General features: G+C 57.9%; 28 protein-coding genes and 2 pseudogenes. 12 read left to right on the top strand and 18 right to left on the bottom strand.

Features of this window, described 5'->3' with window-relative positions; genetic code table 11:
- Positions 1-69: 69 nt before the first annotated feature.
- Positions 70-249 (bottom strand): hypothetical protein, encoded by a 180-nt coding sequence (locus C7H08_RS18100; protein WP_133169826.1) that lies wholly within the window; start codon positions 247-249, stop codon positions 70-72.
- A gap of 274 nt (positions 250-523) precedes the next feature.
- Complete coding sequence (trhA, locus tag C7H08_RS07340) at positions 524-1,189, bottom strand: PAQR family membrane homeostasis protein TrhA (RefSeq protein ID WP_106671539.1); 666 nt, start codon at positions 1,187-1,189, stop codon at positions 524-526.
- Between the two features lie 201 nt (positions 1,190-1,390).
- Between trhA and wrbA the strand changes: the two genes are divergently transcribed.
- A complete protein-coding gene (gene wrbA / locus C7H08_RS07335) occupies positions 1,391-1,990 on the top strand; it encodes an NAD(P)H:quinone oxidoreductase (RefSeq protein ID WP_106671092.1) in 600 nt (199 codons plus the stop codon).
- Between the two features lie 62 nt (positions 1,991-2,052).
- Here the strand turns inward: wrbA and C7H08_RS07330 are convergent, their stop codons facing one another.
- The 8 genes and pseudogenes from C7H08_RS07330 to C7H08_RS07295 form a co-directional block, all read right to left on the bottom strand.
- On the bottom strand, positions 2,053-2,766 hold the full coding sequence (locus C7H08_RS07330) for a Crp/Fnr family transcriptional regulator (RefSeq protein WP_106671091.1): 714 nt from the start codon (positions 2,764-2,766) through the stop codon (positions 2,053-2,055).
- Positions 2,767-3,054: 288 nt separating this feature from the next.
- Positions 3,055-4,563, bottom strand: coding sequence for a cytochrome D1 domain-containing protein (locus tag C7H08_RS07325; protein WP_106671538.1), 1,509 nt, complete (start codon positions 4,561-4,563; stop codon positions 3,055-3,057).
- A gap of 42 nt (positions 4,564-4,605) precedes the next feature.
- A pseudogene (cobA, locus tag C7H08_RS07320) lies at positions 4,606-5,412 on the bottom strand (uroporphyrinogen-III C-methyltransferase); the annotation flags it as partial.
- Between the two features lie 68 nt (positions 5,413-5,480).
- Positions 5,481-6,680 (bottom strand): heme d1 biosynthesis radical SAM protein NirJ, encoded by a 1,200-nt coding sequence (gene nirJ / locus C7H08_RS07315; protein ID WP_106671089.1) that lies wholly within the window; start codon positions 6,678-6,680, stop codon positions 5,481-5,483.
- 13 nt (positions 6,681-6,693) lie between these two features.
- Positions 6,694-7,200 (bottom strand): siroheme decarboxylase subunit beta, encoded by a 507-nt coding sequence (gene ahbB, locus C7H08_RS07310; protein ID WP_106671088.1) that lies wholly within the window; start codon positions 7,198-7,200, stop codon positions 6,694-6,696.
- Complete coding sequence (locus tag C7H08_RS07305) at positions 7,175-7,666, bottom strand: Lrp/AsnC family transcriptional regulator (protein WP_106671537.1); 492 nt, start codon at positions 7,664-7,666, stop codon at positions 7,175-7,177. Before C7H08_RS07305 ends, ahbB (C7H08_RS07310) begins: the two co-directional genes overlap by 26 nt.
- Positions 7,650-8,186 carry a siroheme decarboxylase subunit beta gene (gene ahbB, locus C7H08_RS07300; RefSeq protein ID WP_106671087.1) on the bottom strand — a complete coding sequence of 179 codons (537 nt, stop codon included), beginning with the start codon at positions 8,184-8,186 and terminating at the stop codon, positions 7,650-7,652. The genes C7H08_RS07305 and ahbB (C7H08_RS07300) overlap by 17 nt, the downstream gene beginning before the upstream one ends.
- Entirely contained in the window at positions 8,183-8,647 is a 465-nt protein-coding gene (locus C7H08_RS07295; RefSeq protein ID WP_106671086.1) for an Lrp/AsnC family transcriptional regulator, read from the bottom strand. Before C7H08_RS07295 ends, ahbB (C7H08_RS07300) begins: the two co-directional genes overlap by 4 nt.
- 454 nt (positions 8,648-9,101) lie before the next feature.
- Here C7H08_RS07295 and C7H08_RS07290 point away from each other — a divergent pair, with 454 nt between their 5' ends.
- The 3 genes and pseudogenes from C7H08_RS07290 (at position 9,102) to C7H08_RS18360 (ending at position 12,658) form a co-directional block, all read left to right on the top strand.
- The gene (locus tag C7H08_RS07290) at positions 9,102-10,742 is read left to right on the top strand and encodes a cytochrome D1 domain-containing protein (RefSeq protein WP_106671085.1); all 1,641 of its coding nucleotides are present in this window, start codon (positions 9,102-9,104) and stop codon (positions 10,740-10,742) included.
- A gap of 185 nt (positions 10,743-10,927) precedes the next feature.
- Positions 10,928-11,476: pseudogene (locus tag C7H08_RS18365) on the top strand (NapC/NirT family cytochrome c); the annotation flags it as partial.
- A 12-nt stretch (positions 11,477-11,488) separates the two neighbouring features.
- A complete protein-coding gene (locus C7H08_RS18360; protein WP_227663251.1) occupies positions 11,489-12,658 on the top strand; it encodes an ethylbenzene dehydrogenase-related protein in 1,170 nt (389 codons plus the stop codon).
- 49 nt (positions 12,659-12,707) lie between these two features.
- Here the strand turns inward: C7H08_RS18360 and C7H08_RS07280 are convergent, their stop codons facing one another.
- Positions 12,708-13,487: a PhnD/SsuA/transferrin family substrate-binding protein gene (locus C7H08_RS07280; protein ID WP_106671083.1), complete on the bottom strand. Its 780-nt coding sequence runs from the start codon at positions 13,485-13,487 to the stop codon at positions 12,708-12,710.
- An 84-nt stretch (positions 13,488-13,571) separates the two neighbouring features.
- Here C7H08_RS07280 and C7H08_RS07275 point away from each other — a divergent pair, with 84 nt between their 5' ends.
- From C7H08_RS07275 to C7H08_RS07255, 5 genes are all read left to right on the top strand, one after another.
- Positions 13,572-13,907, top strand: coding sequence for a cupredoxin domain-containing protein (locus tag C7H08_RS07275; protein WP_106671082.1), 336 nt, complete (start codon positions 13,572-13,574; stop codon positions 13,905-13,907).
- A gap of 170 nt (positions 13,908-14,077) precedes the next feature.
- Positions 14,078-14,425, top strand: a complete 348-nt coding sequence (locus C7H08_RS07270) for a c-type cytochrome (protein WP_106671081.1) — start codon at positions 14,078-14,080, stop codon at positions 14,423-14,425.
- Positions 14,426-14,478: 53 nt separating this feature from the next.
- Positions 14,479-15,666: a cytochrome D1 domain-containing protein gene (locus tag C7H08_RS07265; RefSeq protein ID WP_106671536.1), complete on the top strand. Its 1,188-nt coding sequence runs from the start codon at positions 14,479-14,481 to the stop codon at positions 15,664-15,666.
- Between the two features lie 22 nt (positions 15,667-15,688).
- On the top strand, positions 15,689-16,471 hold the full coding sequence (locus C7H08_RS07260) for a CbbQ/NirQ/NorQ/GpvN family protein (protein ID WP_106671080.1): 783 nt from the start codon (positions 15,689-15,691) through the stop codon (positions 16,469-16,471).
- Positions 16,443-16,817, top strand: a complete 375-nt coding sequence (locus C7H08_RS07255) for a hypothetical protein (protein WP_106671079.1) — start codon at positions 16,443-16,445, stop codon at positions 16,815-16,817. Before C7H08_RS07260 ends, C7H08_RS07255 begins: the two co-directional genes overlap by 29 nt.
- A gap of 202 nt (positions 16,818-17,019) precedes the next feature.
- On the opposite strand, the gene C7H08_RS07250 is transcribed toward C7H08_RS07255, so the two are convergent.
- From C7H08_RS07250 to C7H08_RS07225, 6 genes are all read right to left on the bottom strand, one after another.
- Positions 17,020-17,259 (bottom strand): cytochrome C oxidase subunit IV family protein, encoded by a 240-nt coding sequence (locus tag C7H08_RS07250; RefSeq protein WP_106671078.1) that lies wholly within the window; start codon positions 17,257-17,259, stop codon positions 17,020-17,022.
- Between the two features lie 12 nt (positions 17,260-17,271).
- Positions 17,272-17,847, bottom strand: a complete 576-nt coding sequence (locus C7H08_RS07245; protein WP_106671077.1) for a cytochrome c oxidase subunit 3 — start codon at positions 17,845-17,847, stop codon at positions 17,272-17,274.
- A gap of 11 nt (positions 17,848-17,858) precedes the next feature.
- Positions 17,859-19,682: a nitric oxide reductase activation protein NorD gene (locus C7H08_RS07240; protein WP_106671076.1), complete on the bottom strand. Its 1,824-nt coding sequence runs from the start codon at positions 19,680-19,682 to the stop codon at positions 17,859-17,861.
- A 14-nt stretch (positions 19,683-19,696) separates the two neighbouring features.
- Positions 19,697-20,647, bottom strand: a complete 951-nt coding sequence (locus C7H08_RS07235) for a 4Fe-4S binding protein (RefSeq protein ID WP_106671075.1) — start codon at positions 20,645-20,647, stop codon at positions 19,697-19,699.
- 61 nt (positions 20,648-20,708) lie between these two features.
- Positions 20,709-22,124 (bottom strand): cbb3-type cytochrome c oxidase subunit I, encoded by a 1,416-nt coding sequence (locus tag C7H08_RS07230; protein ID WP_106671074.1) that lies wholly within the window; start codon positions 22,122-22,124, stop codon positions 20,709-20,711.
- A gap of 10 nt (positions 22,125-22,134) precedes the next feature.
- Positions 22,135-22,584, bottom strand: a complete 450-nt coding sequence (locus C7H08_RS07225) for a cytochrome c (RefSeq protein WP_106671073.1) — start codon at positions 22,582-22,584, stop codon at positions 22,135-22,137.
- 187 nt (positions 22,585-22,771) lie between these two features.
- Here C7H08_RS07225 and C7H08_RS07220 point away from each other — a divergent pair, with 187 nt between their 5' ends.
- Positions 22,772-23,695 (top strand): AEC family transporter, encoded by a 924-nt coding sequence (locus C7H08_RS07220; protein WP_106671072.1) that lies wholly within the window; start codon positions 22,772-22,774, stop codon positions 23,693-23,695.
- Here the strand turns inward: C7H08_RS07220 and rrtA are convergent.
- Positions 23,658-24,227 carry a rhombosortase gene (gene rrtA / locus C7H08_RS07215; RefSeq protein WP_165793945.1) on the bottom strand — a complete coding sequence of 190 codons (570 nt, stop codon included), beginning with the start codon at positions 24,225-24,227 and terminating at the stop codon, positions 23,658-23,660. The two genes, C7H08_RS07220 and rrtA, sit on opposite strands and share 38 nt — an antisense overlap.
- A 125-nt stretch (positions 24,228-24,352) precedes the next feature.
- On the opposite strand from rrtA, the gene C7H08_RS07210 reads away from it, so the two are divergent.
- A complete protein-coding gene (locus tag C7H08_RS07210) occupies positions 24,353-26,539 on the top strand; it encodes a M12 family metallo-peptidase (RefSeq protein ID WP_227663138.1) in 2,187 nt (728 codons plus the stop codon).
- Positions 26,539-26,994, top strand: a complete 456-nt coding sequence (locus tag C7H08_RS07205; RefSeq protein ID WP_106671070.1) for a DUF6174 domain-containing protein — start codon at positions 26,539-26,541, stop codon at positions 26,992-26,994. Before C7H08_RS07210 ends, C7H08_RS07205 begins: the two co-directional genes overlap by 1 nt.
- The last annotated feature ends 3 nt before the right edge of the window (positions 26,995-26,997 follow it).

Genomic DNA, 26,997 nt, shown 5'->3' with positions numbered 1-26,997 from the left:
AACGGGTTATTTGGGTGGTATGTCTAACGGAGTAGATGGGCGCGCGGTCGGCGCAGTAGAGGTAGCCAATCATATCCGGTTGAACGGCCCCGCCTTCAGGCGCTTGTGACTGGCTCTGAACAGGCCGATCAGTTGCCAGCAAAGGCCGGTAAAGACCACAGACCAGCAGGACGCGGAAAGCCACAGCAGGTGAGGCTGATTGTAGGGCGTGGCGCCCGCCAGATACCGGCTGATGGCCGCAATCGTCATGAATACTGCGATGGTCGAGACCTGCCAGCCGGGTGGAAAACGTCTGAAGGCCCGCTGCCAGTACCAGCAGATCCGGGCGGGTGTGGCAGTGCCAGAGCTTCCAGCGGGCTATGCGAATAGAGATAAGCAAGGCAGAGGCCAGTAACAGTAGGCCGGTGATCATGTTGGCGGATGAGCTGAGAAGCGTGATCATGGCTGCGGAAATCAGGATCAGCAAGAAGCCTTTAATGCGCGGCTGGACTCTGCTCTGTTAAATCGGAGCTCAGACAGGAAACTATACCGTGTGCGGCAAGACACCAAAATAGACAGCGCTGAAATGACAGGCACTGCCGCCGATCACAAACAGGTGCCAGATCGCATGCATGTAAGGAATGCGATCGGCCAGATAGAAGGCGACCCCGGCGGTGTAAACGATACCGCCGGCCACCATCAGGTAAAGCGCGGTCTGGTTCAGGTTGGCGACCAGATCGGATGAGGCGAAGATGATCAGCCAGCCCATGGCAATGTAGATGCCGACGCGGGCAAGTTTGAAGCGGTTCTTGAAAATGAGCTTCAGAACCACGCCGGTTGTGGCCAGCGACCAGATGATCGCAAACAGGGTCCAGCCAGTGCTGCTGCGCATGTTGACCAGCAGGAAGGGGGTGTAAGTGCCGGCAATTAGCAGGAAAATAGCGCAGTGATCGAGGGTCTTGAACGCGCTTTTCAACGTCGGGCTGCGAGCACCGTGATAGAGCGCAGACGCCATATACAGCAGGATCAGTGACGCCCCAAACACGCTGAAGCTGACAATCTTCCAGACGTCGCCCAGCTGGCTGGCGCCAACAATCAAGGCCAGGGTGCCAATGACGCTCAGAACCGCACCCAGGCCGTGGGTGGCGCTGTTGATCCATTCTTCAATCCGGTGGTGAATGGACTCGGCCGGTGCTTCAGAGTGGTTCATGGCGGGTGTCATCGATGGTGGCCTGTCTTAGCTGAAAGTATAGTGCCGTTCAGCGTACAGGTGTACGCGAAGTTTTGCCATGACTATCCCTGCGGCCATGTTCAGAAAAACTGAATGACCTGCCGGAAATCTTCCGTTTTGCGGTTTCGCCTCCGCCGGTTAGGCTTGGGGTCATACAAAACAAACACAGGAGATTATCCTATGGCGAAAGTACTGGTTCTTTATTACTCAATGTATGGCCATATGGAAACCATGGCCAACACCGTTGCCGAAGGCGCCAAAGGCGTGTCAGGCGTTGATGTGGTGATCAAGCGGGTACCCGAAACCATGTCTGACCAGGCGTTTCTGGGCGCCGGCGGCAAGGCCGATCAGAGCGCTCCGGTGGCGGACCCGAAAGAGTTGGCTGACTACGATGCCATCATCTTTGGTACACCGACCCGCTTTGGCAACATGGCTGGCCAGATGCGCACCTTCCTGGATCAGACCGGCGGGTTGTGGGCGGAAGGCAAACTGCACGGAAAGATCGGCAGCGTGTTTACCTCAACCGGCACGGGCGGCGGTCAGGAGCACACCATCAGCTCCTTCTGGACCACGCTTGCCCACCACGGCATGGTAATTGTGCCATTGGGATACGGCATTCCTGACTTCTTCGATATCTCTGAAATGAACGGCGGAACGCCTTACGGCGCCTCCACCATCGCCGGCGGCGACGGTGCACGCCAACCCAGCCAGAAAGAGCTGAATATCGCCCGCTATCAGGGCAAGCATGTAGCCGAGCTGGCGGCTAAACTGCGCGGCTGATCTTCGCAGCACAACAGGTTGACTGAAATAACAGGCAGCGGACTGAAAGGTTCGCTGCCTTTTTAGTTGGTTGCGGAACTCAGCTTGTTTGCAGCTTTCAGGCGTGAAAAAGTCGCCGGTACCACGCCCAGCCAAGACGCCAGCTGGTTGTCTGGCACCCGCTTGATCAACTCCGGGTAGTCATCCACCAGCAACGAATAACGCTCCTGTGCCGGCATGGTGTGTTTGCGGTATTCCCGCATGCTGGCGAGCTCCGCCATTTCTTCAGTCAGCGCCAATGCAAATTTCGGCCACAGGCCATCACCATGGCCCTGAATAACGGACCGGAAAGCAGAAAAATCGGCAACCCAGACGGTGGCGGGCAACACGCTGGTCAGGCACAGGGTGTTGCGCACCGTGCGGCTGCGGCCAAACACCGGCCACACCAGATCGCCCTCGGTGAAGAACTGGTGAATGGCGACCTTGCCGGACGGAGATTCCCGAAACAGGCGGAGCACGCCGTACTGAATGAGATACACGTTGGCCCAGGGACGGTCGTGTTTCTCCAGAGCGGTCTCGGGTTCGACTCGGCGCTGGTGAAACAGCCGGGCGAGGTCGCTGAGAAACAAGGCTTCCGGGTTGTTCTGTTTTTCATTCAGGCAAATGCCAAACGCTCGGCTCAGGCCGTTCAGCAGAGCGACTTCGGCGGGGGCCACTTCTTGCTGGATGATGTCGTCGGAAATGTCACTCAGCAGGCACGGTGACGATGCCAGTGGCGGTCTGAATTTGCTGTTCATGGATCGATCCCCGTCGGCTTTGTCTGGGTCAATTATGTCATCACAAAACAAACATACCAAATGACTTAAATGGCTAAGGGTATTTGACGTGATCGATAAACGCGACTTTGTTGGAGTTTGGCGTTGGTACCGGGAGGTTGGGGGCTGCTTCCCAAAACACGCTCCTTCGGCACATCCATGTGGCGCTTGGGCTCCGCCATCCATGGCTCCGCACAGTTTTGGGAAGCAGCCCCCAACCTCCCTCAGGTCGTGTCTTCAGCCTTGGGCGTCAGCGCGGCGCGAAGGCTTTCAGTGGCTGGTTCCCTCTTCATAATTGATTTTGTTCCAGACGTTGTACTTGCCGGACGGCTTCTTCATGGGAATCCGCTTTTCCTCTTCCAGCGTGTCGGCGTCGTAGACAACGATCGCACCGTCGTCGTCCCAGATGCTCAACAGCAATTTTTTACCGTAGCGATCAAACTCCACATGGGCCGCCACCTTGCCGGGCTCCGGTTGCAGGGTTTTGACGATCTCCAGGGTCTGCTTGTCGATGATGTGAACCTTGTCGGCGTTGGGGCCGAAGAACACATCGGCCCAGGCGTAGCGGGAGTTTTCATGGCTGCGCATGAAAAAGCCGGGGCCCTCGGTTTCCAGGGTCTTGATCACTTGCCAGGTGTCCATGTCGATGATCGAGATGGCGCCGGCCCGGAAGTGCGGCGTGGCCATCACCCGGCGGCCCTCGTGTTCCCAGGTAATGCCGGAGCCCAGGTGAGGCATGCCGGGTAAGGGCAGCTCGGCAGTGGTGGTGCCGGTGTCCAGATTTATCACTACGCCGTGCTTGCCATCGCGGGCTGCACCGATCAGGTGTTGGTAACCGGGGTCAAAGAAGAAGTCGTCCAGTAAGGTGTCGCTGGTCATCCGTCGGATGACCGCACGGTTGTCTTCCACGGTGATTTCCCAGGCTTCCGGAATGTCTTTCAGAGCGGCGATAAAACTGCCCCGGGGTGGCGCGGCGTAAACGGCGCTGACCCGGGAGCTTTCGCCCTCACCGTTTGCCACCGGAATCAGGTCGAGCAGTTCCAGGTTGGCGGCGTCGAACAGCACCAGTGTGTGGGGCAGGTAGTTGGCCGCCATCAGGTGATTGCCGTCGGCGGAGACCGCAATGTTGCGCATGTTGATGCCAGCGCGTACCTCGGCCACCACCTTAAGATTATAGAGGTCGTATTTGGTGATCCAGCCATCGCGGGAGCCGAAATAAACGTAGCGACCATCCGGGCTGTATTTAGGGCCTCCGTGCAGGGCGAAGCGACTGGGAAAGCGGTGGATCGGCTCCATCTTGTCGCCGTCCAGCAGGGTGACGTGGTGATCACCAATTTCCACCACCAGGAACAGATTCATCAGGTCGGCGTCGAACACCGGTTCATCCGGCAGGGTACCCTTCGCATATGAGACCTCCCGGCTGCTGCGAATCTCGGCCAGGCCCCAGACCAGCGGGTGCGTCGGCGCCTGGTACATGAATTCGGTCAGCGCGGTGATCTGTTGGTCGTTGAGTATGTCCTGGTAACCAGCCATTTGAGTGGCCGGCCGACCCTCGCGGATGACCTTCTCGGCTTCGGGTTTTCGCAGGCGAGACAGATTATCCGGCAGCAGGGCCGGGCCCATGCCGCCGAGGCGGTCAGTGCCGTGACAGGCGGCGCAGTGTTGAAGGTACAGACTGTCGGTATCGACGCCGTCATCGGCCTGGGCCGGGCCTGCCAACAGGATGGCGGCGAACAACAGGGCCTGGCTCAGTTTGATGCTTGGTTGGTTAAGGTTCACCAGCAACAGCTCCCGGTTTCAGATGTGTAATTGGTGTGGCGTTCACGCCGGACGACCGCCGGCGGTGGCGGCGGCCGGGCCGGTCAGAGCGCTGTTCCAGCCAGCCTGGTCCGGGCGGGCCAGTTTCTCGGCCAGTTGCACCACTTCCCCAACGATAATCAGGGTGGGCGGCTGGAAATCTTCCCGAGCAATGGTCTCTACCAGGTCGTCCAGGGTGGTGACGGTCATGTGCTGCAATGGCGTGGTGCCGCGCTCCACCAGGGCCACCGGGCATTGGCCGGACAGGCCGTGAGCGGTCAGCTCTCGCACGATGGTGGGGGCGTTGTGCAGGCCCATGTAGAACACCCGGGTCTGACCTGGCGCAGCCAGCACGGCCCAGTTGAGTTCGAGGGTCTGGTCGGCTTTGCGGTGGCCGGTTACGAAGGTCACGCTCTGGGCATGATCCCGGTGCGTTAGCGGAATGCCGCAGTAGGCGGCGCAGCCGGCGGCGGAGGTAATGCCCGGTACCACCTGGAAATCAATGTCGTTATCCACCAGAAACTCGGCTTCTTCACCGCCACGGCCAAAGATGTACGGATCACCGCCTTTCAGGCGTACCACCCGGCGTTGCTTCATGGCGAGCTGAACCAGTAGCTCGTTGGTGTCTTCCTGAGGTACGTAATGGCAACCGCTGGCTTTGCCCACGTGAATGCGTTCGGCCCGGGGATTCACCAGCTCCATGATTTGCGGCGACACCAGTCGGTCGTAGACAATGGCGTCGGCCTGCTGAATCAGCATCAATGCGCGGAGGGTCAACAGGCCCGGGTCGCCCGGTCCGGCGCCGACGATGGCAACCTCACCTGCACGCAGTGGCTGTTCCGCCAGCTGGAATTCCACCAGGCATTTCTTGCGGGGGTTTGTGGTCATGAGGTGCATCCTTACAGGTGGTGAACCGGAATTTCGATAGCCGCGGCGGCGACCCGTCTGGGCAGGTCCGTGACCACGCCGATTTCATCGTTGGTGAGGTAGCAGCCAGGGTCTTCTTCCCAGTAATCACCGGAGATGTTATAGGCCCGCACTCGGGTGTTGCCGTTGCAGATGCCCAGGAATTTGCATTCGGCACAGCGGCCTTTCACCGGCCTCGGGTATTGGCGGAAGCCCTGCATCAGCGGGTCGGTGGTCTCGGACCAGATCTTCGAGAACGGCGTTTCTCTGACGTTGCCGAGGTTGTAGTCCCACCAGAAGGTATCCGGGTGAACCACGCCCAGGTTGTCGATGTTGGAGATGTTCACCCCGGAGGAATTGCCGCCCCAGTTGGTCAGGCGCTGGCTCAGGGCGTCGACCTGATCCGGGTAGTGTTGTTTGGCCCACTCAATCAGGAACGGACCATCGGCGTCATTGTTGCCGGTGACGTATTCCCGCTCGATGCCACGCTGGAGTTCATCGTGGCAGTGGTTGAACAGCAGGGTCATGGCGTCGCGGGTCATGTCATACCAGGCGTCGCGTTTGCGGTTGCGGCCGCCGCGGCCGGAATAGTTCAGGTGCGACAGGTAGAACTTGTCGATGTCGTGCTCATCGAGCATGTCCAGCATGGCGGGCAGCTCGGGGTAGTTGTCCTGGGTCAGGGTGAAACGCAGGCCCACCTTGATGCCGGCCTGTTTGCACAGCGCGACCGCGTGCATGGACTCCCGGAAGGCCCCTTTCTTCTGGCGGAATTCGTCGTGGGTCTGCTCCAGGCCATCGATGCTGATGCCAACATAGTCGTAGCCGGCGGCGGCAATCCGATCGATGTTGTCTTCGGTGATCAGGGTGCCGTTGGTGGACAGGCCGACGTAAAAGCCCAGCTTTTTGGCCTGGTGGGAAATCTCGAAAATGTCCGGGCGCATCAACGGCTCGCCGCCGGAGAGGATCAGTACCGGTACGCCGAAGGCCTTGAGGTCGTCCATCACCGTGTAGACTTCATCGGTGCTCAGCTCGCCCTTGAAGTCGATGTCGGCCGAGATCGAATAGCAGTGCTTGCAGGTCAGGTTGCAGCGGCGGATCAGGTTCCAGATCACCACCGGGCCACTGGGTTTGGGCACCGGGTGCACCGGCGTCGGGTTCATCAGGCTTTTGATGTAGCGGGTCATGCGAAACATGGTTGGTCTCTCTCTAGGTTTTCAGCCGCAATCCGGTTTTTTTCAAAATTGCCGAACTGTAGAGAATGGTATGGCCTGAGCAGGTGTCGCCCAGCAGCTCCCGGATGGTTCCGGCTTTGTGTTCGACTTCTTCACGGCTGATGCCATGGACCATGGCAAACAGGTTGTAGCTCCAGTAAGGCAGGTGCCGGGGGCGGCGATAGCAATGGCTGACAAAAGGCAGGTTGCCGACCTTCTGGCCCATCGCTGCGATGGCCTGGTCAGTTACGTCCCACACGGTCATGCCGTTAAACCGGTACCCGAGCTTGTAGTGATCCGGCACCGCGGCTACCCGGCGGATGATGCCGTTGGCCTGCAAGGCCCGGAACCGGTCCAGCACCTGCTCGGCTGGCATGTCGAGCTGGCGCCCCAGCTCAGCCCAGGGGTCGGGCACCAGCGGCAAACCGGATTGGGTGGCCAGTATCAGGGCTCGGTCCTGATCGCTCAGGGCTGCCTCAGACTTTAAAGTGGAGGTGGACATGAAACTCCTGCTCCTTGGGCATGTTGTAAACGGGGTAGCCGGTCAGGGCCTCGATCTGTTCGATGGTGTCGGCGATGCCGTCCGGCGTTTCGGTGGCCAGCACAAACCACATGCTCAGTTCGTGTTCCCGGCGGTAGTTATGGGCAACCTGATGAAAGCTGTTGACCTGCCCGGTAACCCGTTCAAAGTCCTGTGGTGGAATGCGCATGGCGGCCAGGGTCAGGCCGCCGCCCATCTCGCCGGCGTGAAACATCGGGCCGAAACGGGTGAGAGTGCCATTGGCCAACAGGGCTTTCAGGTGTTCCAGCAACTCGTGTTGGTCAATGCCGATTTCCTCGGCCACGTCCTGGTAGGGCGTTCTGGTCAGCGGCAGCCCGACTTGCAGGCGGTTGATGATGGCCCGTTCCACCGGTGTGAAGCCCGGCGTTGCCGGGATATTGCTCGGGCGTTCAGCAATGGCTGACATAGCGGCCTCCACGTTGAAGATAAGCCTTACTGCTGAACAACACCGCGTGGGTTGTTTCCTGCAGCTGGTGGTCTTCAATCAGACTGGCCAGTTGCTGCAGCACGCGCTCACGGGTGACGCCATGAATCATGCAGAACAGGTTGTAGGGCCAGTCAGGCAATCGCCTCGGGCGCTGATAACACAGGGTGACAAAAGGTACCGCCGCCAGCGCCTTGCCGAGTTCGCAAACCCGGTGGTCCGGGACATTCCACACCACCATGGCGTTGGCCTGGTAGCCCAGCGTGCGGTGCTTCACCACCAGGCCCAGGCGTTTGATCAGGCCCTGTTGCTGCCACTGGCTAATCGCACTCATTACCTCTTGTTCGGTCAGGCCTACGCGTTCGGCCAGCGTCTGATACGGGCGTGGGGTCAGCGGCAGGCCGTCTTCCAGTTGCTCGCGCAGGCGCAGCAGGCCCCAGGCGCTGATGGCCTCGGTGGTGAACAGGTAATCGTTCCTGGTGCTGACGGCTGGCAGGGTCATGGCAAAGCCTCCCAGTCGATATCGAAGCTCAGGTCGATGTGGTAGCCCTCAATCATGGGCAATCTCAGCATGGGTAACGCCAGCTGGTGTTCCAGTTCGTCCAGACGCTCTTGCAGCGTGTCTTCATCGGCTGCGGTCATCACGAACCAGAGGTTGTAAGTGTGCTCCCGGGCGTAATTGTGGTTCACCCCCGGGGCACAGTTGATCTGAGCCGCCACCAGATCGATCTGATCGTCTGGCGCGGCCACGGCCGCCAGTAAACTGGCGCCGGCTTTGCTGTGTTCAAACACCGGGCCGACCCGGCTGAGCACCTGCTGCTCCTGGAGTGACTGAAGCCGTTCAATGACGTCCTCTTCGCCGATGCCTAGTTGTCGCGACATCTCTTCGTAGGGCCTTTCACAGACAGGCAGTTCCCGCTGATAAAGGTTGATCAGTTGGCGGTCAGTCGCATCCAGTATCATTATTGTTCTCCATCGGGCCGGAACTGGTTGAAAATAATCTTGGCGAGAGAACTCGGCACTGGGGAATCCATACGGCACCCTTAATAAGCATAAACCGATGCGGTGAGCACGGTTGGTGAAAACGGTGGCATAGCGGCATCTACGGTGAGGGTTGCCCACGAAGAATACCTTGATGTAAATCATGTGAAATGGTGTGCGCAATTTATTGCCGGTGGCTCGGGATCGCGGCATCACTGGCTGCCATTGCGCTTCGGTGGTTGCTGCGGAAGAGCTCTGCTGTCGGCTTGGTGATGTATTTTCGGGATAGAAGTTACCCCAGGTCAATTATTGCAATACTCTCTCTTAATTAGAGTTTGTTGAATGTATCTTTTGATTAGAGTCAAGGTTTACATTGTAATGGCGGCCTAGATTGGATAACGGAATTATCGTCCGTTATCCAAGGGAGAAGTTATCAATGAAAAAAACATTCACACTCGGCAAACTTGCCGCAACCATTACTTTGGCGACCGCAGCGCTCTCCACTGGCTTAGGCTCAATGGCAGTCAGCGCCCAACCCACTCTCAGTGAGGCTGAATTCGACAAAGCCACAGAGCTTTACTTTCAACGTTGTGCAGGCTGCCACGGTGTACTCCGCAAAGGCGCCACCGGAAACAACCTTGAACCGAAAGAGACTCTCAAAAAAGGCCAGGAGCGATTGGAGAAGATCATCGCCTGGGGTACTGAAGGGGGCATGAATAACTTTGACGATATCTTTAACGAAGAGGAAATCTCTTTGCTGGCGACCTTTATTCAGATGGAGCCGCCTGTTCCTCCTGAAATGTCGCTACAAATGATGAAAGACCGCACCAAACAGTATGTGGCTCTTGAGGATTACCCCACCAAACCACTGCACGGCCGCAACTGGAAAAACTTTTTCGTGGTCATTGAGCGGGATGCCGGCCAAGCCGCCATCATCGATGGTGACAAGCATGAAATCGTGGCCCATATCGATACCGGCTACGCCGTGCACGTTATCAAGGGTAGCGAAAACCACAAAACTGACAAGAACGACGATACCGTGGGCCGCTTCTGGTACACCATCGGCCGGGACGGCAAGGTCAACAAGATCGACCTCTGGCAAACACCCGACAAAATGCTGGTGGCCGAAACTCAAATGGCTTACGACGCGCGCGACATCGCGGTATCCGGCGACGGCAAATACGTAATCGCCGGTGGTTACTGGCCACCTCACTTCGTCATCATGGACGGCAAGACCCTGGAACCATTGAAAGTGGTGTCCTCCCGGGGCATTAACGTAGATGGTGAGTATGTCAATGAAGCCCGGGTCGCCGCCATTTACACCACGCCCAATGAACCGACCTGGATCGTTGCTATCAAAGAGTTGGGGCAAATGTGGCAAGTGGATTACAGCGACATCGCCAATCTGCGTATAGAGCAGATGGATACCGCGAAGTTCCTCCATGACGGTTTCTTCGATCCTTCCGGCCGCTACTTCCAGATCGCCGCCAATGCCTCCAACAAGATGGTGGTCGTGGATACCAAAGAGCGCAAGCTGGAAAAAATGATTGATGTGGCTTCACTGCCTCACCCTGGGCCTGGCGCCAACTGGGTCGATAAGGAATGTGGCCCGGTTGGGGGTACCACTCACTTGGGCATCGGTGAAGTGTCGGTCTGGGGTAACGATCCTATCAAGCATGCGGATCAGGCGTGGAAACTCTGCTACACCGTGCAAACCGATGGAGCCGGTGTCTTCATTCGAACCCATCCGGACTCCCAGTACGTGTGGGCTGACCAGCTGAAGCATCCGGAACCGGAAATTCAACAAAGCGTGCAAGTTTTCGACAAGGATACTCGTGAAATCGTCAAGACGATCCGCGTAACTGAAGAAGAAGGCAAGGCCGCTTTGCATATGGAATTCAACCAGGACGGCTCTGAGGTCTGGGTATCTGTCTGGAACAGAGCTGACGCCAGCAACCCCACCGGCGAAATCGTGGTCTACGACTCTGAGACTCTGGAAGAAATAACCCGGATCAAAGGGCTGACCACGCCGACCGGTAAATTCAATGTGTACAACCGTATGAACCACAAAACCTAATCGGAACAAGAAAAACCCTAGAACCTTTAGATAAACAGGCAGCGCTCCGGTGACCCCGGGGCGCCCTGCCTGCTTCGGGTTCATCCAAAATATAAAAGGGCCGGGGTCCGGACACCTATTCGCCCGTCGGCTGACCGACAAGAAAGCGGTCTATCGCTGACAGCTGCCCGAGTGGAGTATGAAACATGAAAGAGCAGTCCTGGCTACGAAAACTGTTGAACAAGAAAATTATACTGGGGAGCACGGTCGGAGCCGCCCTGGTCTTTATGCTTCTTGGGGTCATCTTCTGGGGTGGCTTTAACTGGAGTGTCGAGGCAACCAATACCGAACAATTCTGTATTTCCTGTCATGAAATGAAAAATACCGTTTATGAGGAATATCAGGAAACCGTTCATTACAGTAATCGCTCCGGGGTAAGGGCCGTCTGCTCGGATTGCCATGTGCCCCGTGATTGGATTCATAAGATACCGCGCAAGATACAGGCTTCCCGAGAGCTGTGGCACAAAATGCTGGGCAGCATCGATACCCCGGAAAAATTTGAAGCCAAGCGCCTCGAACTGGCCAAGAACGAATGGGCGCGGATGAAAGCAAGCGACTCAAGAGAGTGCCGAAACTGCCACAATTTCGAGTACATGCATATAGATTCGCAGGAAAGCCGCGCTGCTAAGCAACATGTCATGGCGCTTCAGCAAGGCAACACCTGCATTGATTGCCACAAAGGCATCGCTCACAAAGATGTCCGCCACATGCTGAGCGAAGAGGAACTGGAAAGGCTGGAAGCCCCGGATCCAGAACTGGCCAGGCCCGACGCAACCCTGCATCAGTTCCAGCGCGATATTGACGCGGCGGAAAAAGCGGAAGCCGATAAGGCAGCGGCAAGAGAGCAACAGATTGCCGAAGCCAAACGCAAGGCGGAAGAAGCAGCCCGGCTGGCGGCCGAACAGGGCAAAGAGCTGAAGCAAACCGTGAATTGGGGCTTGGCGCCGGCTAGAGAAGTGACCCTTTTCTATCCAGGCACTTCCTCCATCGAATGGATATTCGGCCGGGAGCATGGTGGCAGCCGGGCCTTTAGTAAGGGGGAACGCTGCGTTGGCTGTCACGAAAAAGAAGCAGCTGATATGGGTAAGCGCATAGTGACTGGCGAAAAGCTGGAACCTAACGTCATTCCCGGTAAGAGAGGAAGCATTCCCGTTCAGATACAGGCGGCTCACGACGACGAACATCTCTACATGCGGTTTAGCTGGCCGGATACCGACCATGCGCCCACACCCTTTGTAGAGGGCGGTAAGATGGATCCGGATAACAAGGTGAAGCTAGCCATGATGTTCGGCACTGACGACGTCGAATTCGCAGAGGGCGCCGGATGTTGGGCCAGTTGCCACACCGACTCTAGAGATATGCCCGGAGAGGTCGATAATGCCACCATCCAGACCTATGCAGAATCTGGTCGTCTGGATACCACCGAGGGTATTACCAAATACCTGGAAGAAAGCCGAACCGAGATGGAATATAAAGGCCGGCGCGGCAAAGAACCGGGAGGTTGGGATAAACTCAAGCCAGAAGCAGAAATTCAGGCAGCTATGCAGGATAACAACTTCCTGGATTTAATACGCTATCAGATCGGCACCGATACGGTGGAAGACGGACACGTGCTCGCAGAGCGCAACATGGACGGCGGCCAGGGTGCTGAATTTAACGCCCAACTTGAGGACGGTGTCTGGACGGTCGAGATGAAGCGCAAGCTGAAATCCGATAGCGCTGGCGATCTCTCTCTTGACCTGTCCCGGGTGTACAACATCGGGTTCGCCATTCATGACGATTACAGTGATTCCCGGTACCACCATATCTCTCTGGGCTACCGCCTGGGCTTTGATAATGACTCGGAAGATATCGAGATCAATGCAGTAAAGCTCTAAATCTTCTCCCTACCTCCGGCGGATTAAAATCTGCCTTTCCTCCACCGCCCTAAGGGGCGGTTTTTTCATGCCTGAATCCCTCCACCCAGACCGGGAACACATCCATTCGTTTATCACGCGCAGACGAACGCTCGAGGCTTTGCAGCGCCTTGACACAAGCCTGGCGTCTTGACTCCGCCAAGCTATCGGAGATAGTGACATACCCTGCCAAAGGCGTGAGTGATTGCGCCACCATGGAGAGACCATTGGCTTTCGCCCAACGCGCAGACAGGGGCGCCGGTAGCGCTGCAGCGAACACGTCACCATGCAGGAGCAGGGTAATAGCGCCTTCATAACTTCCTGTAATGAACAACTGCCCCTCATTAAAATCCACCCCGGCGTCGGCAAAAAGTTCCCTGACTGGAACAAAACCAAGAACGGAAGTTTTTGACACCAGGGCTAGTCGTTCTCCTTCAAGGCTCTCCAGGCTGTTGACGCCGGTGCTGGCTTTCACCAGGACAGTGGCCGTAAGCGGCGTATTTTCATAGGTTCGGGCAGTCAGCCTGGCAGTAACGGGCTGGCCAGCGGCATAAGGTGCACTGGCGGGCATCACGCTGAAAACAATCTCTCCCGCTTCATCATTCTGTGCTCTCGACTCAACCCTGACCGGGCACTCTGACTCCTTCATATGGTGTTCAAAAGCCTGCCGGGCCCGGAGAGATATTGAGCCGCCTTCCCCCTGGGGAACCGAGAACCCAAGTTCGTCGATTGCCGCAACTTCGCCCTGAGCCATCGCGGTCACAAGCGACGATGCCAGCAGGGCGTGTCGGAAGAATCGGGCAGCATTCATGCAAGTTCCTTATTGAGTTCAGTCAATTATCACTTTCATCGCAAGTGCTATCTTTTTGCGGGCATCTCCAGGGGGACATCCGCTATGAATACAGTAAAGAGCTCTACCATTATTGCAGCGATGCTGATCGCTTGCCTGCCTTTTGTGACGCTGGCGGCCGACAGCGTTGAAGTCAGCATCAGGGACTTCCAGTTCATTCCCCAGGAAATCCGGATAAGTAAAGGCACCACGGTGCGCTGGCGCAATGATGAAAAGCGCCAGTACCACAGCGTCTGGTTTGAGGAGATGGGGGAGCCGGAAGCGGATTATTTTTTCCCGGGTGAGGTCTATGAAAAAACCTTCGATGAAACCGGCCGCCTTCCCTACCTTTGTGGCCCTCATCCGAGAATGACGGGGGTCGTGATTGTCACGGACGATTGACCGTTCTGGATCTGATTTTCGGTCAGGGTTGCGGAATTTCTAAACAGGCTACCTCAGTAGGGCTAACTCCAAATGGTTGCCGGGGCGGCTGGTTGAGTTGATTGAAATCAAGGAGGTAGAAGCCTGCACCGGTCAGGATGCAGACAAGGCAACAGAAGGTGATCGCGACTATGGGCGAGTGGAATAAACGGTTCTGGTTTGGCGTTTTCGCGCTGCTGCCGACAGTCCTCTGGGCAGAGGGCAGTGACTACACTGAGTTGCAGAATTTTGTCATTCAGGACTGCGGTTCCTGCCATGGCCTGACACTGAAAGGCGGTCTGGGGCCGGCGCTCCGCCCCGGAAACCTGGAGGCTCTGCCTGCAGCCGCCATCGCCGCAATTATCCGGGAAGGAGTGCCGGGCACGGCCATGCCGCCCTGGAAAGCTTTACTGACCGATCATGAAATTCGCTGGATCAGTGAACAACTGAAATCCGGTGCCCTGATTACGCCACAAAGCCGCCCGGAGGTAGCCCAATGAACGAATTCGCACACCTGAGAAGAGTCGTCGCCCGAGCTTTTCAGTTGGTCGTAATGGCTCTGGTGGTGGCAGCCCTGGGAGGTTGTCAGTCTGTGGCTTCCCGGGATGATTTCATTCCGGCGTCGGACATTCGTGGAACCGGTGACCTGGGGCTGGTGGTCGAGCGGGCCGCAGGCTCAGTGCTGGTGGTTGATACCACACAGCGTTCGGTGCTGGGCCGCGTGGAAGGCCTGGGTGATCTTTCCCATGCCTCGGTGGTTTACTCCCGGGATGCTCGCTATGGCTATGTGTTCGGGCGGGATGGGGGCCTCACCAAGGTTGACCTGTTGACCCGGTCCATCGTGAATCGGGTTATCCAGTCCGGCAACAGTATTGGTGGTGCCATCTCCCAGGATGGTCGCTACGTGGCCGTATCCAACTACGAGCCGGGCGGGGTGAAGGTCTTTGACAGCAAGACCCTGGATCTGGTCCTGAATGTACCGGCCACTTACACCAGGAACGATGGTGAGCCAGATCAGTCGAAAACCGTGGGTCTGGTGGATGCGCCGGGGCACCAGTTCGTCTTCAGTCTGTTCGACGCGGGAGAGATCTGGACCCTCGATATGAGTGGTGAGGACCCTGAAATCACCCGCTACAAGGCAGGCAAGGCACCTTATGATGCCCTGATCACGCCTGATGGCCGTTACTACATTGCCGGCCTGTTTGGTGAAGACGGCCTGTCGCTGCTGGATCTGTGGAATCACGAACAGGGCGTTACTGAAATTTTGCCGAATTATGGCAAGGGGGAGCAGCAGCTGCCGGTCTACAAAATGCCCCACCTGGAGGGGTGGGCCATCGCAGATGGACGGGCTTTTGTTCCGGCCGTTGGTCATCACCAGGTGCTGGTGGCCGACATGGAGGACTGGTCGCTGATGGATCGAATTCCGGTCCAGGGCCAGCCCGTGTTTGTGATGGCCAGCCCCGATAATCGCCAGATATGGGTGAGCTTTGCTCATCCGGAGAACGATGTGGTTCAGGTAATTGACTCGCGAAGCCGGGAAATTATCCGCACACTGGAACCCGGCGAAGCGGTTCTGCACATGGAGTTTACGCCCAGGGGCGAAGAAGTGTGGGTGTCTGCGAGAGACAGTAACCGTGTGACCGTGTACAGCACCCGCACGCTGGAGCCTGTGGCGACACTCAGTGCAAAGAACCCCAGCGGTATCTTCTTTACCAGCCGGGCTCATACGCTGGGCCTCTAGAGCCTTTAAAGGAACTAACTCAATGACCTTTTACCAACCTGCAGGCAACGAAATAGAGCTGTTTCAGGCTGCGGCAAGCAACGGTTTGCCTGTGCTGATCAAAGGCCCGACGGGCTGCGGTAAAACCCGTTTTGTGCGCTACATGGCCGAGCAGCTGGGGCGGCCGGTTTACACCGTGGCCTGCCACGACGATCTCACCGCGTCCGATCTGGTCGGTCGCCATCTGATCGGCCCGGACGGAACCTACTGGCAGGACGGCCCGCTGACCCGGGCCGTGCGGGAAGGCGGCATCTGTTACCTGGATGAGGTGGTCGAAGCCCGCAAAGACACCACGGTGGTGTTGCACCCGCTGGCGGACGACCGCCGGGAGTTACCGATTGAACGCACCGGCGAGCTGCTGCGGGCGGCGCCGGGTTTCATGCTGGTGGTGTCCTATAACCCGGGCTATCAGAGCCTGCTCAAGGGTATGAAACCGAGCACCCGGCAGCGCTTTGTGTCGATGAGTTTTGATTATCCCGAGCCGGCCATCGAGCAGTTGATTGTTCGGGAAGAGGCCGGCTGTGATGAAGACCTGGCCAGGCAGTTGGTAACCCTTGCGGCCTCGCTGCGCAATCTGAAAGATCACGATCTGGAAGAGGCGGCATCGACCCGCCTGCTGATCCATACCGCTTACCTGATCCGCTCCGGTGTACCGGCTGTTGAAGCCTGTCGCGCCGGTCTCATAGAGCCGCTGTCGGATGACGCGGTTACCGTTAACGCACTCATGGAGGTGGTGTATGCCTTATTCGGCCAAGCAGAAGTCTGAATCCCCCGGGGCAATAGCCCCGGTCGCCTGGTATTTATTGAACTTGCTGGCGTTGCCGGTCATTGGGTTTGCGGTGCTGGTGTGGGCTGCGATGAATTCTGATGGCAGTAATCCGCTGCGCCGGGCCCATGCAAGGGCCGGTGTCTATATGTCGATTCTGGGGGCTTTGCTGATCAGTTCCGGGGTGGCGATCTCTTGGTTGGCCTTTGGCAACACCGGCAACTTCTGGAGCTTTGCGATTGTCTGGGCAATTGTGATGCACACGTCGTTTGTGCTTTGGGGCATGGTGTCCCTGGCTCAGGCGATTGGCGATAAACCGCCGTATTTTCCGCGGCGGTTGCTGTGATCTTCTGATAATGGAGGAGGTCGCAACCGGGTAGGCCTTTCCAAAACACGCTCCTTGCGGCACATCCATGTGACGCTTGGGCTCCGCCATCCATGGCTCCGCACAGTTTTGGAAAGGCCTACCCGGCCGCTCCTGCCAACATTGCTAAGGGATTCCGCGCATATGGTGGCCGCCCATTTATTTGGCCGATGTTTACTGAGTCTCAGGTTAAAATATGAATCCCTGCCAGCACCGCAACAACAACGATCGCCCATCCCTGTGAAGCCAGGCGCCACCCAAACGGCGCGTGTTTCATTTCCATGAAATGGTCGACCAGAAGCACCGCTTTCACGATAACCAGTGGAAATGCCAGCCACACCAGAATCGTCGCGTCCAGACCCATCTGCATGGCAATCACCGGCGCCATGGTGCAGGCCATCAGGGTGATGTAGACCGCTAACATCCGCTCGTCTCCTTACGCTATAACGTAGAGCATGGGGAACAGCACCAGCCACACCAGGTCGACCATGTGCCAGTAGGAGGCGCCGGATTCCATGCTGTTCATGTCGTCGCCGGTGTATTCACCTTTCTTCACCTTAACCGCCAGCACCACCAGGACAATCTGGCCCAGCACAACATGCATGAAGTGGAAGAAAGTGAGGAAGAAATAGAACATGAAGAAGGTGTCGGTACCCAGATTGTAGCCGTTGGAATACAGGTCGATGTATTCCCAGAGTTTGCCGAAGGTGTAGATGCATGAGGCCGCTATGGCGCCCCACAACAGGACGGCGGTGCCGGGCTTGCCGTCGCGCAGCCGGTGAACAGACAGGGCTACCAGGTAGCTGGCGGTGATCAGGCCAATGGTGTTGACCAGGCCGGTCCAGGGGTGCAGCACTTCCCGGCCGGCGGAGAAAGTGGCCGGGTCCAGGCTCCGGGCTACGCCGAAGCCGATGAACATGATGCCGAACACCGCCAGTTCCGCGAAGATGAAGAACCAGACGGCGAGGTCGCCGGGCAGGTGCGGTGAACGTGCGGCCTGGCTATCAGCCATCAGATCCTCCGTCAACGGGTTAGGTTCAGGTACAGCTTGGGCAACTGCGCCGGCAGTTGCGTCGGGTCTTTGATCACCACGTAGTTGGTGCTGCCGAAGACGTAGGGCAGGTATTCGTTGGCTTCTTCGTCGATGGTGACGCAGAACGGCGTCAGGCCGGCCCGGTGGGCTTCCTGAACCGCCATTCGGGTGTCTTCCACGCCGTAGCGACCTTCGTACAGGTCCAGGTCGTTGGGTTTGCCGTCGGTCAATAGCAGCAGGATTTTCTGATGCTCTGGCCGCGCCCGCAGCAGCTTGATGGACTGGCGGATGGCGGCACCCATGCGGGTGTAGTATCCCGGTTCCAGCGCCTGAATCCGGCCCCGGCTGGTGTCGTTGTAGGGTTCGTCAAAGCCCTTGAGGTGATGAAAACGAATGTGGTCCCGGCGCCGTGAGGAGAACGCAAACAGCGCAAACGGGTCACGGCTGGCGGTCAGGGCTTCGCTTAACAGCTGCAGGCCATCCCGGGCGATGTCGATCACCCGCTGGTTGTTATTGATGTAGGTGTCTGTCGACAGGGAGATGTCGGCCAGCACAAGACAGGCGAGGTCACGCTGGTTCTGTTTGCACTGGCGAAACAGCTTCTGGTCCACTTCGCCAAGCCCGCGCCGGTGTTGGACCACCCGTTCCAGGCAGGCGTCCAGGTCCAGCTCTTCGCCTTCCAGTTGCCGTCGCTCCCACTGGCGCAGGGGTTTCAGGGCACTGAATTGCTGGCGCAGGGTCTGGGCCGAGCGCTTCAGGCGCTCTGGTAACGGGGATGGCACGGCGTCTTTGCTGAGCAGGGGTTGAAGGCAGCAGAAATTGTCGCGGTAGCCCTGTCGGCGCCAGTCCCATTCGGGCAGGTGGATGCCCGGGCCAAGGTACAGGTCGTCGTTTTCTTCCGAGGGCAGGTCCAGGTCAAACTTGATGGCGGAGGATGCTTCCCGACGATCCAGGGAGATTGAAATCATGTCCATGTCATCAACGACTGAGTCGGCGTCGTCTTCATCGCTGTCATCCCCGGCCCGATCCACTGGAATGAACTCAGACCATGAAAACAGGCTTTCCAGCCGGAACAGCATGATGCCCTGGTCCTTATCAAAGGCGTCTACCCGCTCGGCCCGGCGGCGTTTGCGTTTTTTGGCCAGGCCGCCGGATTTTGACTGGGTGTTGTCGTCACCAATGATCTGGCCGGTCAGTTTGCCACGGCCGAGCACCGGGTACAGCCACAGAATCACCGGCCAGGGATCGCTCAGGGCCTCCGGCAGATCGTCGACACTGCCGGGGTGAATCAAAGCCTGGCGGATGGCGGCTTCCCGATTGGCTTCCACGCCCGGCAGGGTGTCCGGGTCTGGCCGCCATTGCAGGGTGTGGCGAACCAGCCGTTGATACGTGGGCTCCAGTCCCGGCCAGCGGATCAGTACCTCCTGCACCATGGCCTGATTGCCCTTGAGCCAATTGTGATGGTGTATTTCCCCCAGTGACGCCAGCGCGGCCAGCCAAAGATACAGATCCCGATTGGCTGTGCGGGAGGGGAACAGGGCCAGGCGTTCAGGCAGGCGCAGGCTGTCTTCATCACGCCAGGCCAGTTCAAACTTGCGGTGGGTGCCGGCCAGCTTGTGCAGAAAACGGCGGCGAATCTGGAACTGCCTGGGTTCCGCAGTGACCAGGCTCAGGGCGGGGTCACCGCCCATGGCCCGGAACAGCACACCCAGGGTGCGGGCTTCGTCTTTCAGGTGCACGGTGTATTCCGGAAACTCGCCCATGGCCTGGCGAGTAACGTATTCGTGCCACTTTAATCCGACCCACTCTTCCATAACGACTCCTTGGTTCAGGCCCGGGGCCGGCGGGTGCCGGTATCCATCTGGCGTACGGGAATCAGCACCGTTTGCCGGCTGGGCGTACCGGGTTCCCAGGTCAACAGGGAGCCCTCGGGGTTGTCTTTCTGCACCTCACGGCAGGCACTGACGCACTGCAGGCATTGGGTGCAGGAGAATTTGGCCCGCTTGTGGCTGCGGGTGGGCAAGCGCATGGGGCAGGCATCGTCGCAGGCCCTGGTGCAGTCGCGGCAGGCGGCGGCGCGCCGGGTGTCGAAGGTCACCACCCGGCCTTTGCCATTGGTCATCCAGGCGATGCTCTGCACCAGGCCAAAGGCGCAGCCATATTTGCAGAACAGGTGCCGGGCAAACAGGAAGTCAAAGGTGAAGACCGCGGTAGCGACCGCCAGAAAGATACCCGGATATCGGCTGAGCTGGCCGGTCACCAGGTCGGTGTACAGTGGAATCGGCGGCAGCAGATAGGACAGCAGCGCCAGTGCCCAGGAAAAACCGATCAAGGCGCAGATCGCGGTCAGGCCAACCCAGTGCAGGGCCTTGCCGGTGTGGCCTTTGTTCAATGCCTCCCACAGCGTCGGGCGACCAGTGATGCGGGTCATCAGGTCGTTGATGGTCTCGACCACGGAAAAGTGGGGGCACAGCCAGCCGCAGTAGATTCGTCCCCACTTGAGAGAAATCCATAGCACCAGAGGTACCAGCGTCAGAATGGGCAGCACGAACCAGAACAGGATCTGTCCGGCCACTTCGGCCGGTGTGCTCTGGCTGACCCAGGCCAGGTCCAGATTAAACGACAGAGGAAAGCCCAGCAGGATAAACCGGGTTTCGGTCAGATCGTATCGGAAGATGTTGAGTACAGGCGCGAGCAGAAACAGCAGGAAAAAAGCGCAGCGGGTAATCAGGCGCTTCTGCTGGAGGGTGTCTTTAGGGTTGACGGTCTGCGCATGCACGGAGGTTGTCCAGAGTTGAAGTGGTTGCCGGGGCCACCAAGGCCCCGGCAGTCAGGCCTGATCAGGCGTCAGCCGTGGCGGGGCCGCGGACTTCTTCTTCCGGGCTTGCCTGGCCCTTGATGAAGAAGCTGCCGAAGTACACCACCAGGCCGGCCATAAAGAAGGCACCGGCAACAAAGCGCATCCAGTAGAACAGGGCCAGCTGATCCTGACCGGCCATGAACGACAGGGCAGAGCCGCTTTCCGGAATGCGTTGCAGCCACACCTGCAGTACGCCGGCGGCGGTCAGGAACAGGGTGATGAATACCATGGAAATGGTCATCAGCCAGAAGCCCCACATTTCCACAACCTGCGCCGTGTTGCTGTTACCGTAAGGACGGCCACGCATGATCGGCACGGAGTAGGAAATGATGGTCAGTACGATCATTACATAAGCGCCGTAGAACGCCATGTGACCGTGGGCGGCGGTAATCTGGCTGCCGTGAGTGTAGAAGTTCACCGGCGCCAGAGTGTGCAGGAAACCCCATACACCAGCCCCCAGGAACGCCATCACGGTCGTACCCATAGCCCACAGCATCGCAGCCTTGTTCGGGTGGTTGCGGCGACGACGGTTGATCATGTTGAAGGCGAACACCACCATCATAAAGAACGGCAGGGGTTCCAGTGCGGAGAACACCGAGCCCAGCCACAGCCAGTATTCAGGCGGTCCGATCCAGAAGAAGTGGTGGCCGGTGCCGATGATGCCGGTAATCAGTGCCATGGCAACGATTACATACAGCCACTTTTCGATCACCTCACGATCCACCCCGGTCAGCTTGATCAGCACGTAGGCCAGGATGGCGCCCATGATCAATTCCCACACACCCTCTACCCACAGGTGAATGACAAACCACCAGAAGTATTTGTCGGTGGCCAGGTTGCTGGGGTTATAGAACGCGAATAGCCAGAGCACGGCAAGGCCGATCAGACCGGTGATCAGTATGATGTTGACCACGGTCTTGCGACCCTTGAGCGCCGTCATGATGACATTATAGAGAAAGCCTAGTATGACCACGAGCAGGCCGATTTTGGTAATGGTGGGCTGTTCAAGGAACTCTCGCCCCATGGTGGGGAAGTATTCGTTAAAGGTCAGCTCCGCCAGCCGGGCATAGTCCACAAACAGATAACCCAGAACGGTCAAAGTGCCGGCAGCGGCGAATACCCAGAACAGAATCCACGCCAGCAGCGGGCTGTGCAACTCGGTTTGGGCCTCTTCGGGCACCATGTAGTAGGTGGCACCCATAAAGCCGAACAACAGCCAGACAATCAGCAGATTGGTATGTACCATCCGCGCCACGTTGAAGGGGATTTCCGGAAACAGAAAATCACCGACCACGTACTGGAGCCCCAACACCAGGCCAAACACAATCTGGCCGGCAAACAGTATCAGGGCAAAGATGAAGTAGGGCATGGCGACCCGTTGAGATTCGTATTTCATGCTTGTTCCCTCAGCCTTCGATGTTGGGTGGCCAGTTGTTGTCGTCGATCTTGGATGTCCACTCCAGGAAGGCAGACAACGCGTCGATGTCTTCATCACTCAGGTTGAAGTTCGGCATCTGTCGGCGACCAGGAATATTGGTGGGCATGGCGTTCATCCAGGCCCGCATGTAGGACTTGAAGACTTCGGTGTCGCCGGCACCACGGCGGTCAAACACGTTGGCCAGTTCCGGGGCAAAGTAAGCCCCTTCCCCCATGATGGAGTGACAACCCACGCAGTTGTTGTTCTCCCAGAGGTGCTTGCCGCGAACCACCTGCTCAGTAAGTTGATCGCGGTTGTCCCGCTCGGGCATCGCCCGGATCTGTGTGTCAAAAGTCAGTGCCAGGAACAGCAGGACGAAGAATGCACTTCCCCCCAGATATATGTTCCTGGCCATGCTTTTGGTAAAGCGCTCGGCCATGGTCTCTCTCCTTGCTTGTTGGAATACCTGACAGCCCTGCTAGGATATAAAGATGTATCCGTAATGCTATTGATGATTGTCAAAGAATATGGGAGGTTTCTCTATTGCGCCGGGGAGTTACCTCTTCATGGGTAGGTGGTAAACTGCCTTGCCTGTTGACTCGGTTGTGTTCCGCCCCGGAGGTTCCATGGCAGCCGCGCTTGCCCTGTTTATAAAATTACTCCCCTTATATGTGACGGTCGCTCTCGGCTGGATCGCGGGGCGTTATCTGGATGCCAGTGGCAAACATATTGCTGGAATCATGCTTTACATCATCACGCCCTCGGTGGTGTTTTCGGGCGTGATGGCGGCACCGCTGACGCTGCAGGTGATTTTGCTGCCGGCATTGGTGTTTGGCTTTTGTACCTTCATTGCCCTGATACACCTGGCCATTGCGCGCAAGGTGCTGACCGATGACAGTGCACCGATCATTCCGTTATCGGTGGGTACCGGCAATACCGGCTACTTCGGCATCCCGGTAGCGTTGTTGCTGTTCGGCGAACAGGGGCTGGCGCTCTACATTGTCTGCATGCTCGGCACCACCCTGTTCGAAAATTCGGTCGGTTTCTATCTGGCTGCGCGGGGCAAGTACAGCATTCGGGATGCGCTGGTGCGGGTGGCCAGGTTACCCTCGGTGTACGCGTTTGCCGGCGCGGTGTTGCTGAACCTGTCTGGCGTGTCGATACCATCGGTGTTTACGCCGCTGTTTGATAACCTGCGTGGGGCTTACAGCGTTCTGGGCATGATGATCATCGGCATGGGCATACTGAGTTTCAGGGGGTTGGCCGGCAATCCGGTGTTCACCGGTCTGGCTTTCTTCGGCAAATTTGTCAGCTGGCCACTACTGGCGCTGAGTTTCTGGTGGCTGGATGCCCAGGTGCTGGGGATCTACGACCTGGCGGTGCATCAGGCGATCTTTCTGATTTCCATCACCCCCATTGCCGCCAATACCGTGGTGATTGCAACCCTGCTCGATGCCGCGCCCCGGCAGGCGGCTGGTACTACCCTGCTCAGTACGCTGTTTGCCCTGGGTTTCATTCCGGTGATGATTGCCTGGGTGTTTGGCTCTTAAACCAGTGCAGTCCTGCCAATACGACGCCTGCAGAAAAACCCAGCACATGCGCTTGCCAGATCACCGGCCCGCCGATGAGTCGGGCCGTATCGGCCAGACCGACTCCGACAGCTTCCATGGCTAATTTGCCGGGCACAAGAACGAGAACGCCGACAGACAATATGCGTTCGTGACCCAGCCCCCGGATTGCAAGCATCGCCGCCAGCCCGTGTAGGCAACCGGAAAAGCCCCGGTAGCCCGGCAAATCCGGTTGCAGGAGTAACAGCCCCAGAGAAATGCCCACAGCGATGAAAACCGTGGCCAGAGCGGTGTCCCGAAGCGACAGAAAACAGGGGTAGAGCATCCAGAGTGTAATCAGCCCGGCCACGTTCAACATCAGGTGCCGGCCGCTAAGGTGGACCAGGTGACCGGTGATCAGGCGCCACCATTCCCGGGACTGAAGCAGCTCCGGCTGCCACTCCAGCGGCTGGGCCGGAGCCAGGTACAGCAGCATCAGCAAAATCATCAGGATTGGTGCCGGCCTGTTAACCATTCGATACCCCATGCGGGACTCATTCCTCATTAATACAGTTTGTTACGTTAAGTGTCTGGCCGGCAGGGCGGGCAGGCTTTAGTTTGCGCGAATTCAATGGGACTGAACAGATAAGGGATTCGCTTGTGAGAAACTCCTGCCGTTTTCTGATAATTGTCGCTACCTGGTTGTGGACATTGTCCGCGCCGGTTCAGGCAGATGCCGCTGACTCGCTGACATTGTGGATCGACGGTCATAACTATCAGGTGGCACTGTCCGGTAATGAGCGCCTGGCGTCCGCGTTGGGGCCACATCAGGCCTTGATCGAAGGGCGCCATTTTCGCGGCCGGATTGCTGAAGACCCCGATAGCTGGGTTCGGGTGTCCAGAATGTCCGGGGGCTGGGAAGGGCTCGCTCACCTGTTTGGTCGCGTGCACGTTATCGGTGGTGATCAATCAGGGCATGAGCTGGCCCCGATGAGTTTCAGCTTTCAGAATCCGCCTCGGTGCGGGCTGGATCATGCCCACAGTGAGGCCGAGCTCTCTCCTGACGCGATGATGTCACCGATGATGGCGCAGACCGTTTCCGCCAGTTACGACAGCCTGTGCGAAAACCAGGTAGCGGGTGTCTGCCTGTTACTTGAGTTGGAAGTGGCCTTCGATCTGCAGTTTCAACAGAAGTTTCCGGACGACTTTCAGGATCGTGCCGTGAGCATTCTGAACATGGTTGAGGGCTTCTATTTTGAGCAGTTTGGTATTGGTTTTGACACGCTGAGTCTGACCTTTCTCAAAAGTGATGTATTTACCACCTCAACATCGGCCAACGCCTTGTTGGATGACGTCAGGACTAAAGTGGCCGAAGATAGTTTGCCGTTTCGGGAAAACCGCCAGGCACTCTTTCACCTGATCAGTGGCAGAAATTTTGACGGCAGCACGGCCGGTTTGGCCTATGTCGGAACACTGTGTAACACCCGTGGCTTTGGTACCGGAGTCACCAATGCGTTCTCGAGTAATGTCCTGACTGCGGTGGTAGTGGCGCATGAGCTCGGCCATAATCTGGGCTCAGATCACGACGGTAACAACAACAGCTGTAGTTCGGGGTATGTCATGAGCTCTTGGGCTAATGAGAATGCCACCCGTTTTTCCGATTGCTCTGCAACCAGCTTCATCAACACCATCAATAGCCGGTCTGATCTGGCGCAATGCTTCAATTTTCCGGCCGATGCCTCACTTCGCGCCCTGGCTTCAAACCCTGAGAGTTTGCCGCACGCCGATATCTTTCAGGCGGCCTACCAAATTGGCTATCAACAGGCATCTGAAACCGCCAACTGGCTGGACATCCGGGGCACGATTGCCGGCGCCCAAAGTGGTTTTGAGCTGGTGACCATCGATGGCGTGCCCTGCGATCTCGAGGGCAACCGGTACACCTGCCGCGACATAGTGCCGGGCAATGGCGGTCAACAACTGATGGTGCACGGGTATTCCGGAACGAGTTCGGAAGTGGTCATTAACCAAGAGGTTTTTCTGGTGAGTCTGAGCGGCGAAGTGAAAGACATTCGTCCTGAGAACAATCGGCTTGAGAGTCGGTTCACAGTTGTGCCGAAGTCCGTTTCGGCGCCCGCCAATCTCAGAGTTGAAACACTGAACCAGGGCTTTTCCCTGAACTGGGAGGTCAGTGCAACAGCCGGAGCAGCTTACCTGGTGGAACGGCTTGCCCCAGCCCAATCAACGTTCATTGGCCTTTCCAGTCGCTTGCCCGCGGGCACGACGAGTTATCAGGATTTTGAGGCCTCTGACGCCGGCGAGTATCAATATCGGGTGGTGGCACTGCAGGACGGGCTGCGCTCGGTGCCGGGTAACACCGTGACCGTGTTCTGGGTTGAGGCTCCTGTGGCGCCGACCCAGGTTTCCGTGTCTGAGGCCGATGGGGGTGTCATTCTGGCGTGGCAGAGCCTGCCGGGTGCGCAGACTGATTATGCCATCGAACGTCGCCGTATTGATGCGACGGTCGGTTCCTGGAAATTTCTGGACAGTGTGCCTGTGCCCGAATCAGAGTTCCATGACATCACGGCCATTCCGGGTATGGTCTACGACTACCGTGTGGTGGCGATCAATGCCGTGCGTATGGATGCCAGCGCTGGCGTGCGGATCAGTCTTGCGGGTGCAGGTAGCTCGAAGGATGGCGACACTCTGATCGGCCGGTTGCCGCAGGATCCTGACGTTAGCAATGGGGACTCAGTAGGCAGTGGCGGCGGCAGCGCCAGCTTCAGTTGGCTGCTCCTGATGTTGTCGGCGGGAGCGCTGAAGTTGCTTGGGCGCAGAGGGTTCGCATAATGACGAAAAATATCAGTATTCTAGCCGCTCTGGGACTGCTACTGACCGCGTGCGCTGGCTCGGGTAAGGAAGATGCCAGCCCGGTGACCGATTTCCCGGAGGCGATGGCGCTTTGGCAGTCGAAGGCGGTTGCCGGGTATGAGGTGACGATTGAACAGACCTGCTTCTGCCCGCCGGACTTGCTTCAGCCGATGCGCGTAACCGTCAGGCAGGGTAAGGTGATTGATATCGAAGGCCTGGAACAGCCACTGAATCACCCGGAAGTGCTGGACGAGCGTCGCCTGACCATCGAAGGCCTGCTGAGCCTTATCGCAGAGTCTGGCGATAGTGCCAGCGAACTGGTGGTGCAATACGACCAGCAATACGGCTTTCCGGTGAGGCTGGAAATTGATGGCAGCCCGCTCATTGCGGATGACGAGTTTTCCTACCGGCTGAGCGACTTTCAGGCCTATTGAGCC

The organism is Marinobacter halophilus, assembly GCF_003007685.1.
GTDB lineage: Bacteria > Pseudomonadota > Gammaproteobacteria > Pseudomonadales > Oleiphilaceae > Marinobacter > Marinobacter halophilus.
This window is presented reverse-complemented; position numbering and strand designations above follow the sequence as displayed.

Bases quoted from the DNA above. Each gene is read 5' to 3' on its own strand.
- C7H08_RS18100 (WP_133169826.1), bottom strand. From the start codon at position 249: ATGACGATTGCGGCCATCAGCCGGTATCTGGCGGGCGCCACGCCCTAC.
- trhA (WP_106671539.1), bottom strand. From the start codon at position 1,189: ATGAACCACTCTGAAGCACCGGCCGAGTCCATTCACCACCGGATTGAA.
- wrbA (WP_106671092.1), top strand. From the start codon at position 1,391: ATGGCGAAAGTACTGGTTCTTTATTACTCAATGTATGGCCATATGGAA.
- C7H08_RS07330 (WP_106671091.1), bottom strand. From the start codon at position 2,766: ATGAACAGCAAATTCAGACCGCCACTGGCATCGTCACCGTGCCTGCTG.
- nirJ (WP_106671089.1), bottom strand. From the start codon at position 6,680: ATGTTTCGCATGACCCGCTACATCAAAAGCCTGATGAACCCGACGCCG.
- ahbB (WP_106671088.1), bottom strand. From the start codon at position 7,200: ATGTCCACCTCCACTTTAAAGTCTGAGGCAGCCCTGAGCGATCAGGAC.
- C7H08_RS07305 (WP_106671537.1), bottom strand. From the start codon at position 7,666: ATGTCAGCCATTGCTGAACGCCCGAGCAATATCCCGGCAACGCCGGGC.
- ahbB (WP_106671087.1), bottom strand. From the start codon at position 8,186: ATGACCCTGCCAGCCGTCAGCACCAGGAACGATTACCTGTTCACCACC.
- C7H08_RS07295 (WP_106671086.1), bottom strand. From the start codon at position 8,647: ATGATACTGGATGCGACTGACCGCCAACTGATCAACCTTTATCAGCGG.
- C7H08_RS07290 (WP_106671085.1), top strand. From the start codon at position 9,102: ATGAAAAAAACATTCACACTCGGCAAACTTGCCGCAACCATTACTTTG.
- C7H08_RS18360 (WP_227663251.1), top strand. From the start codon at position 11,489: ATGCTGAGCGAAGAGGAACTGGAAAGGCTGGAAGCCCCGGATCCAGAA.
- C7H08_RS07280 (WP_106671083.1), bottom strand. From the start codon at position 13,487: ATGAATGCTGCCCGATTCTTCCGACACGCCCTGCTGGCATCGTCGCTT.
- C7H08_RS07275 (WP_106671082.1), top strand. From the start codon at position 13,572: ATGAATACAGTAAAGAGCTCTACCATTATTGCAGCGATGCTGATCGCT.
- C7H08_RS07270 (WP_106671081.1), top strand. From the start codon at position 14,078: ATGGGCGAGTGGAATAAACGGTTCTGGTTTGGCGTTTTCGCGCTGCTG.
- C7H08_RS07265 (WP_106671536.1), top strand. From the start codon at position 14,479: ATGGCTCTGGTGGTGGCAGCCCTGGGAGGTTGTCAGTCTGTGGCTTCC.
- C7H08_RS07260 (WP_106671080.1), top strand. From the start codon at position 15,689: ATGACCTTTTACCAACCTGCAGGCAACGAAATAGAGCTGTTTCAGGCT.
- C7H08_RS07255 (WP_106671079.1), top strand. From the start codon at position 16,443: ATGCCTTATTCGGCCAAGCAGAAGTCTGAATCCCCCGGGGCAATAGCC.
- C7H08_RS07250 (WP_106671078.1), bottom strand. From the start codon at position 17,259: ATGTTAGCGGTCTACATCACCCTGATGGCCTGCACCATGGCGCCGGTG.
- C7H08_RS07245 (WP_106671077.1), bottom strand. From the start codon at position 17,847: ATGGCTGATAGCCAGGCCGCACGTTCACCGCACCTGCCCGGCGACCTC.
- C7H08_RS07240 (WP_106671076.1), bottom strand. From the start codon at position 19,682: ATGGAAGAGTGGGTCGGATTAAAGTGGCACGAATACGTTACTCGCCAG.
- C7H08_RS07230 (WP_106671074.1), bottom strand. From the start codon at position 22,124: ATGAAATACGAATCTCAACGGGTCGCCATGCCCTACTTCATCTTTGCC.
- C7H08_RS07225 (WP_106671073.1), bottom strand. From the start codon at position 22,584: ATGGCCGAGCGCTTTACCAAAAGCATGGCCAGGAACATATATCTGGGG.
- C7H08_RS07220 (WP_106671072.1), top strand. From the start codon at position 22,772: ATGGCAGCCGCGCTTGCCCTGTTTATAAAATTACTCCCCTTATATGTG.
- rrtA (WP_165793945.1), bottom strand. From the start codon at position 24,227: ATGGTTAACAGGCCGGCACCAATCCTGATGATTTTGCTGATGCTGCTG.
- C7H08_RS07205 (WP_106671070.1), top strand. From the start codon at position 26,539: ATGACGAAAAATATCAGTATTCTAGCCGCTCTGGGACTGCTACTGACC.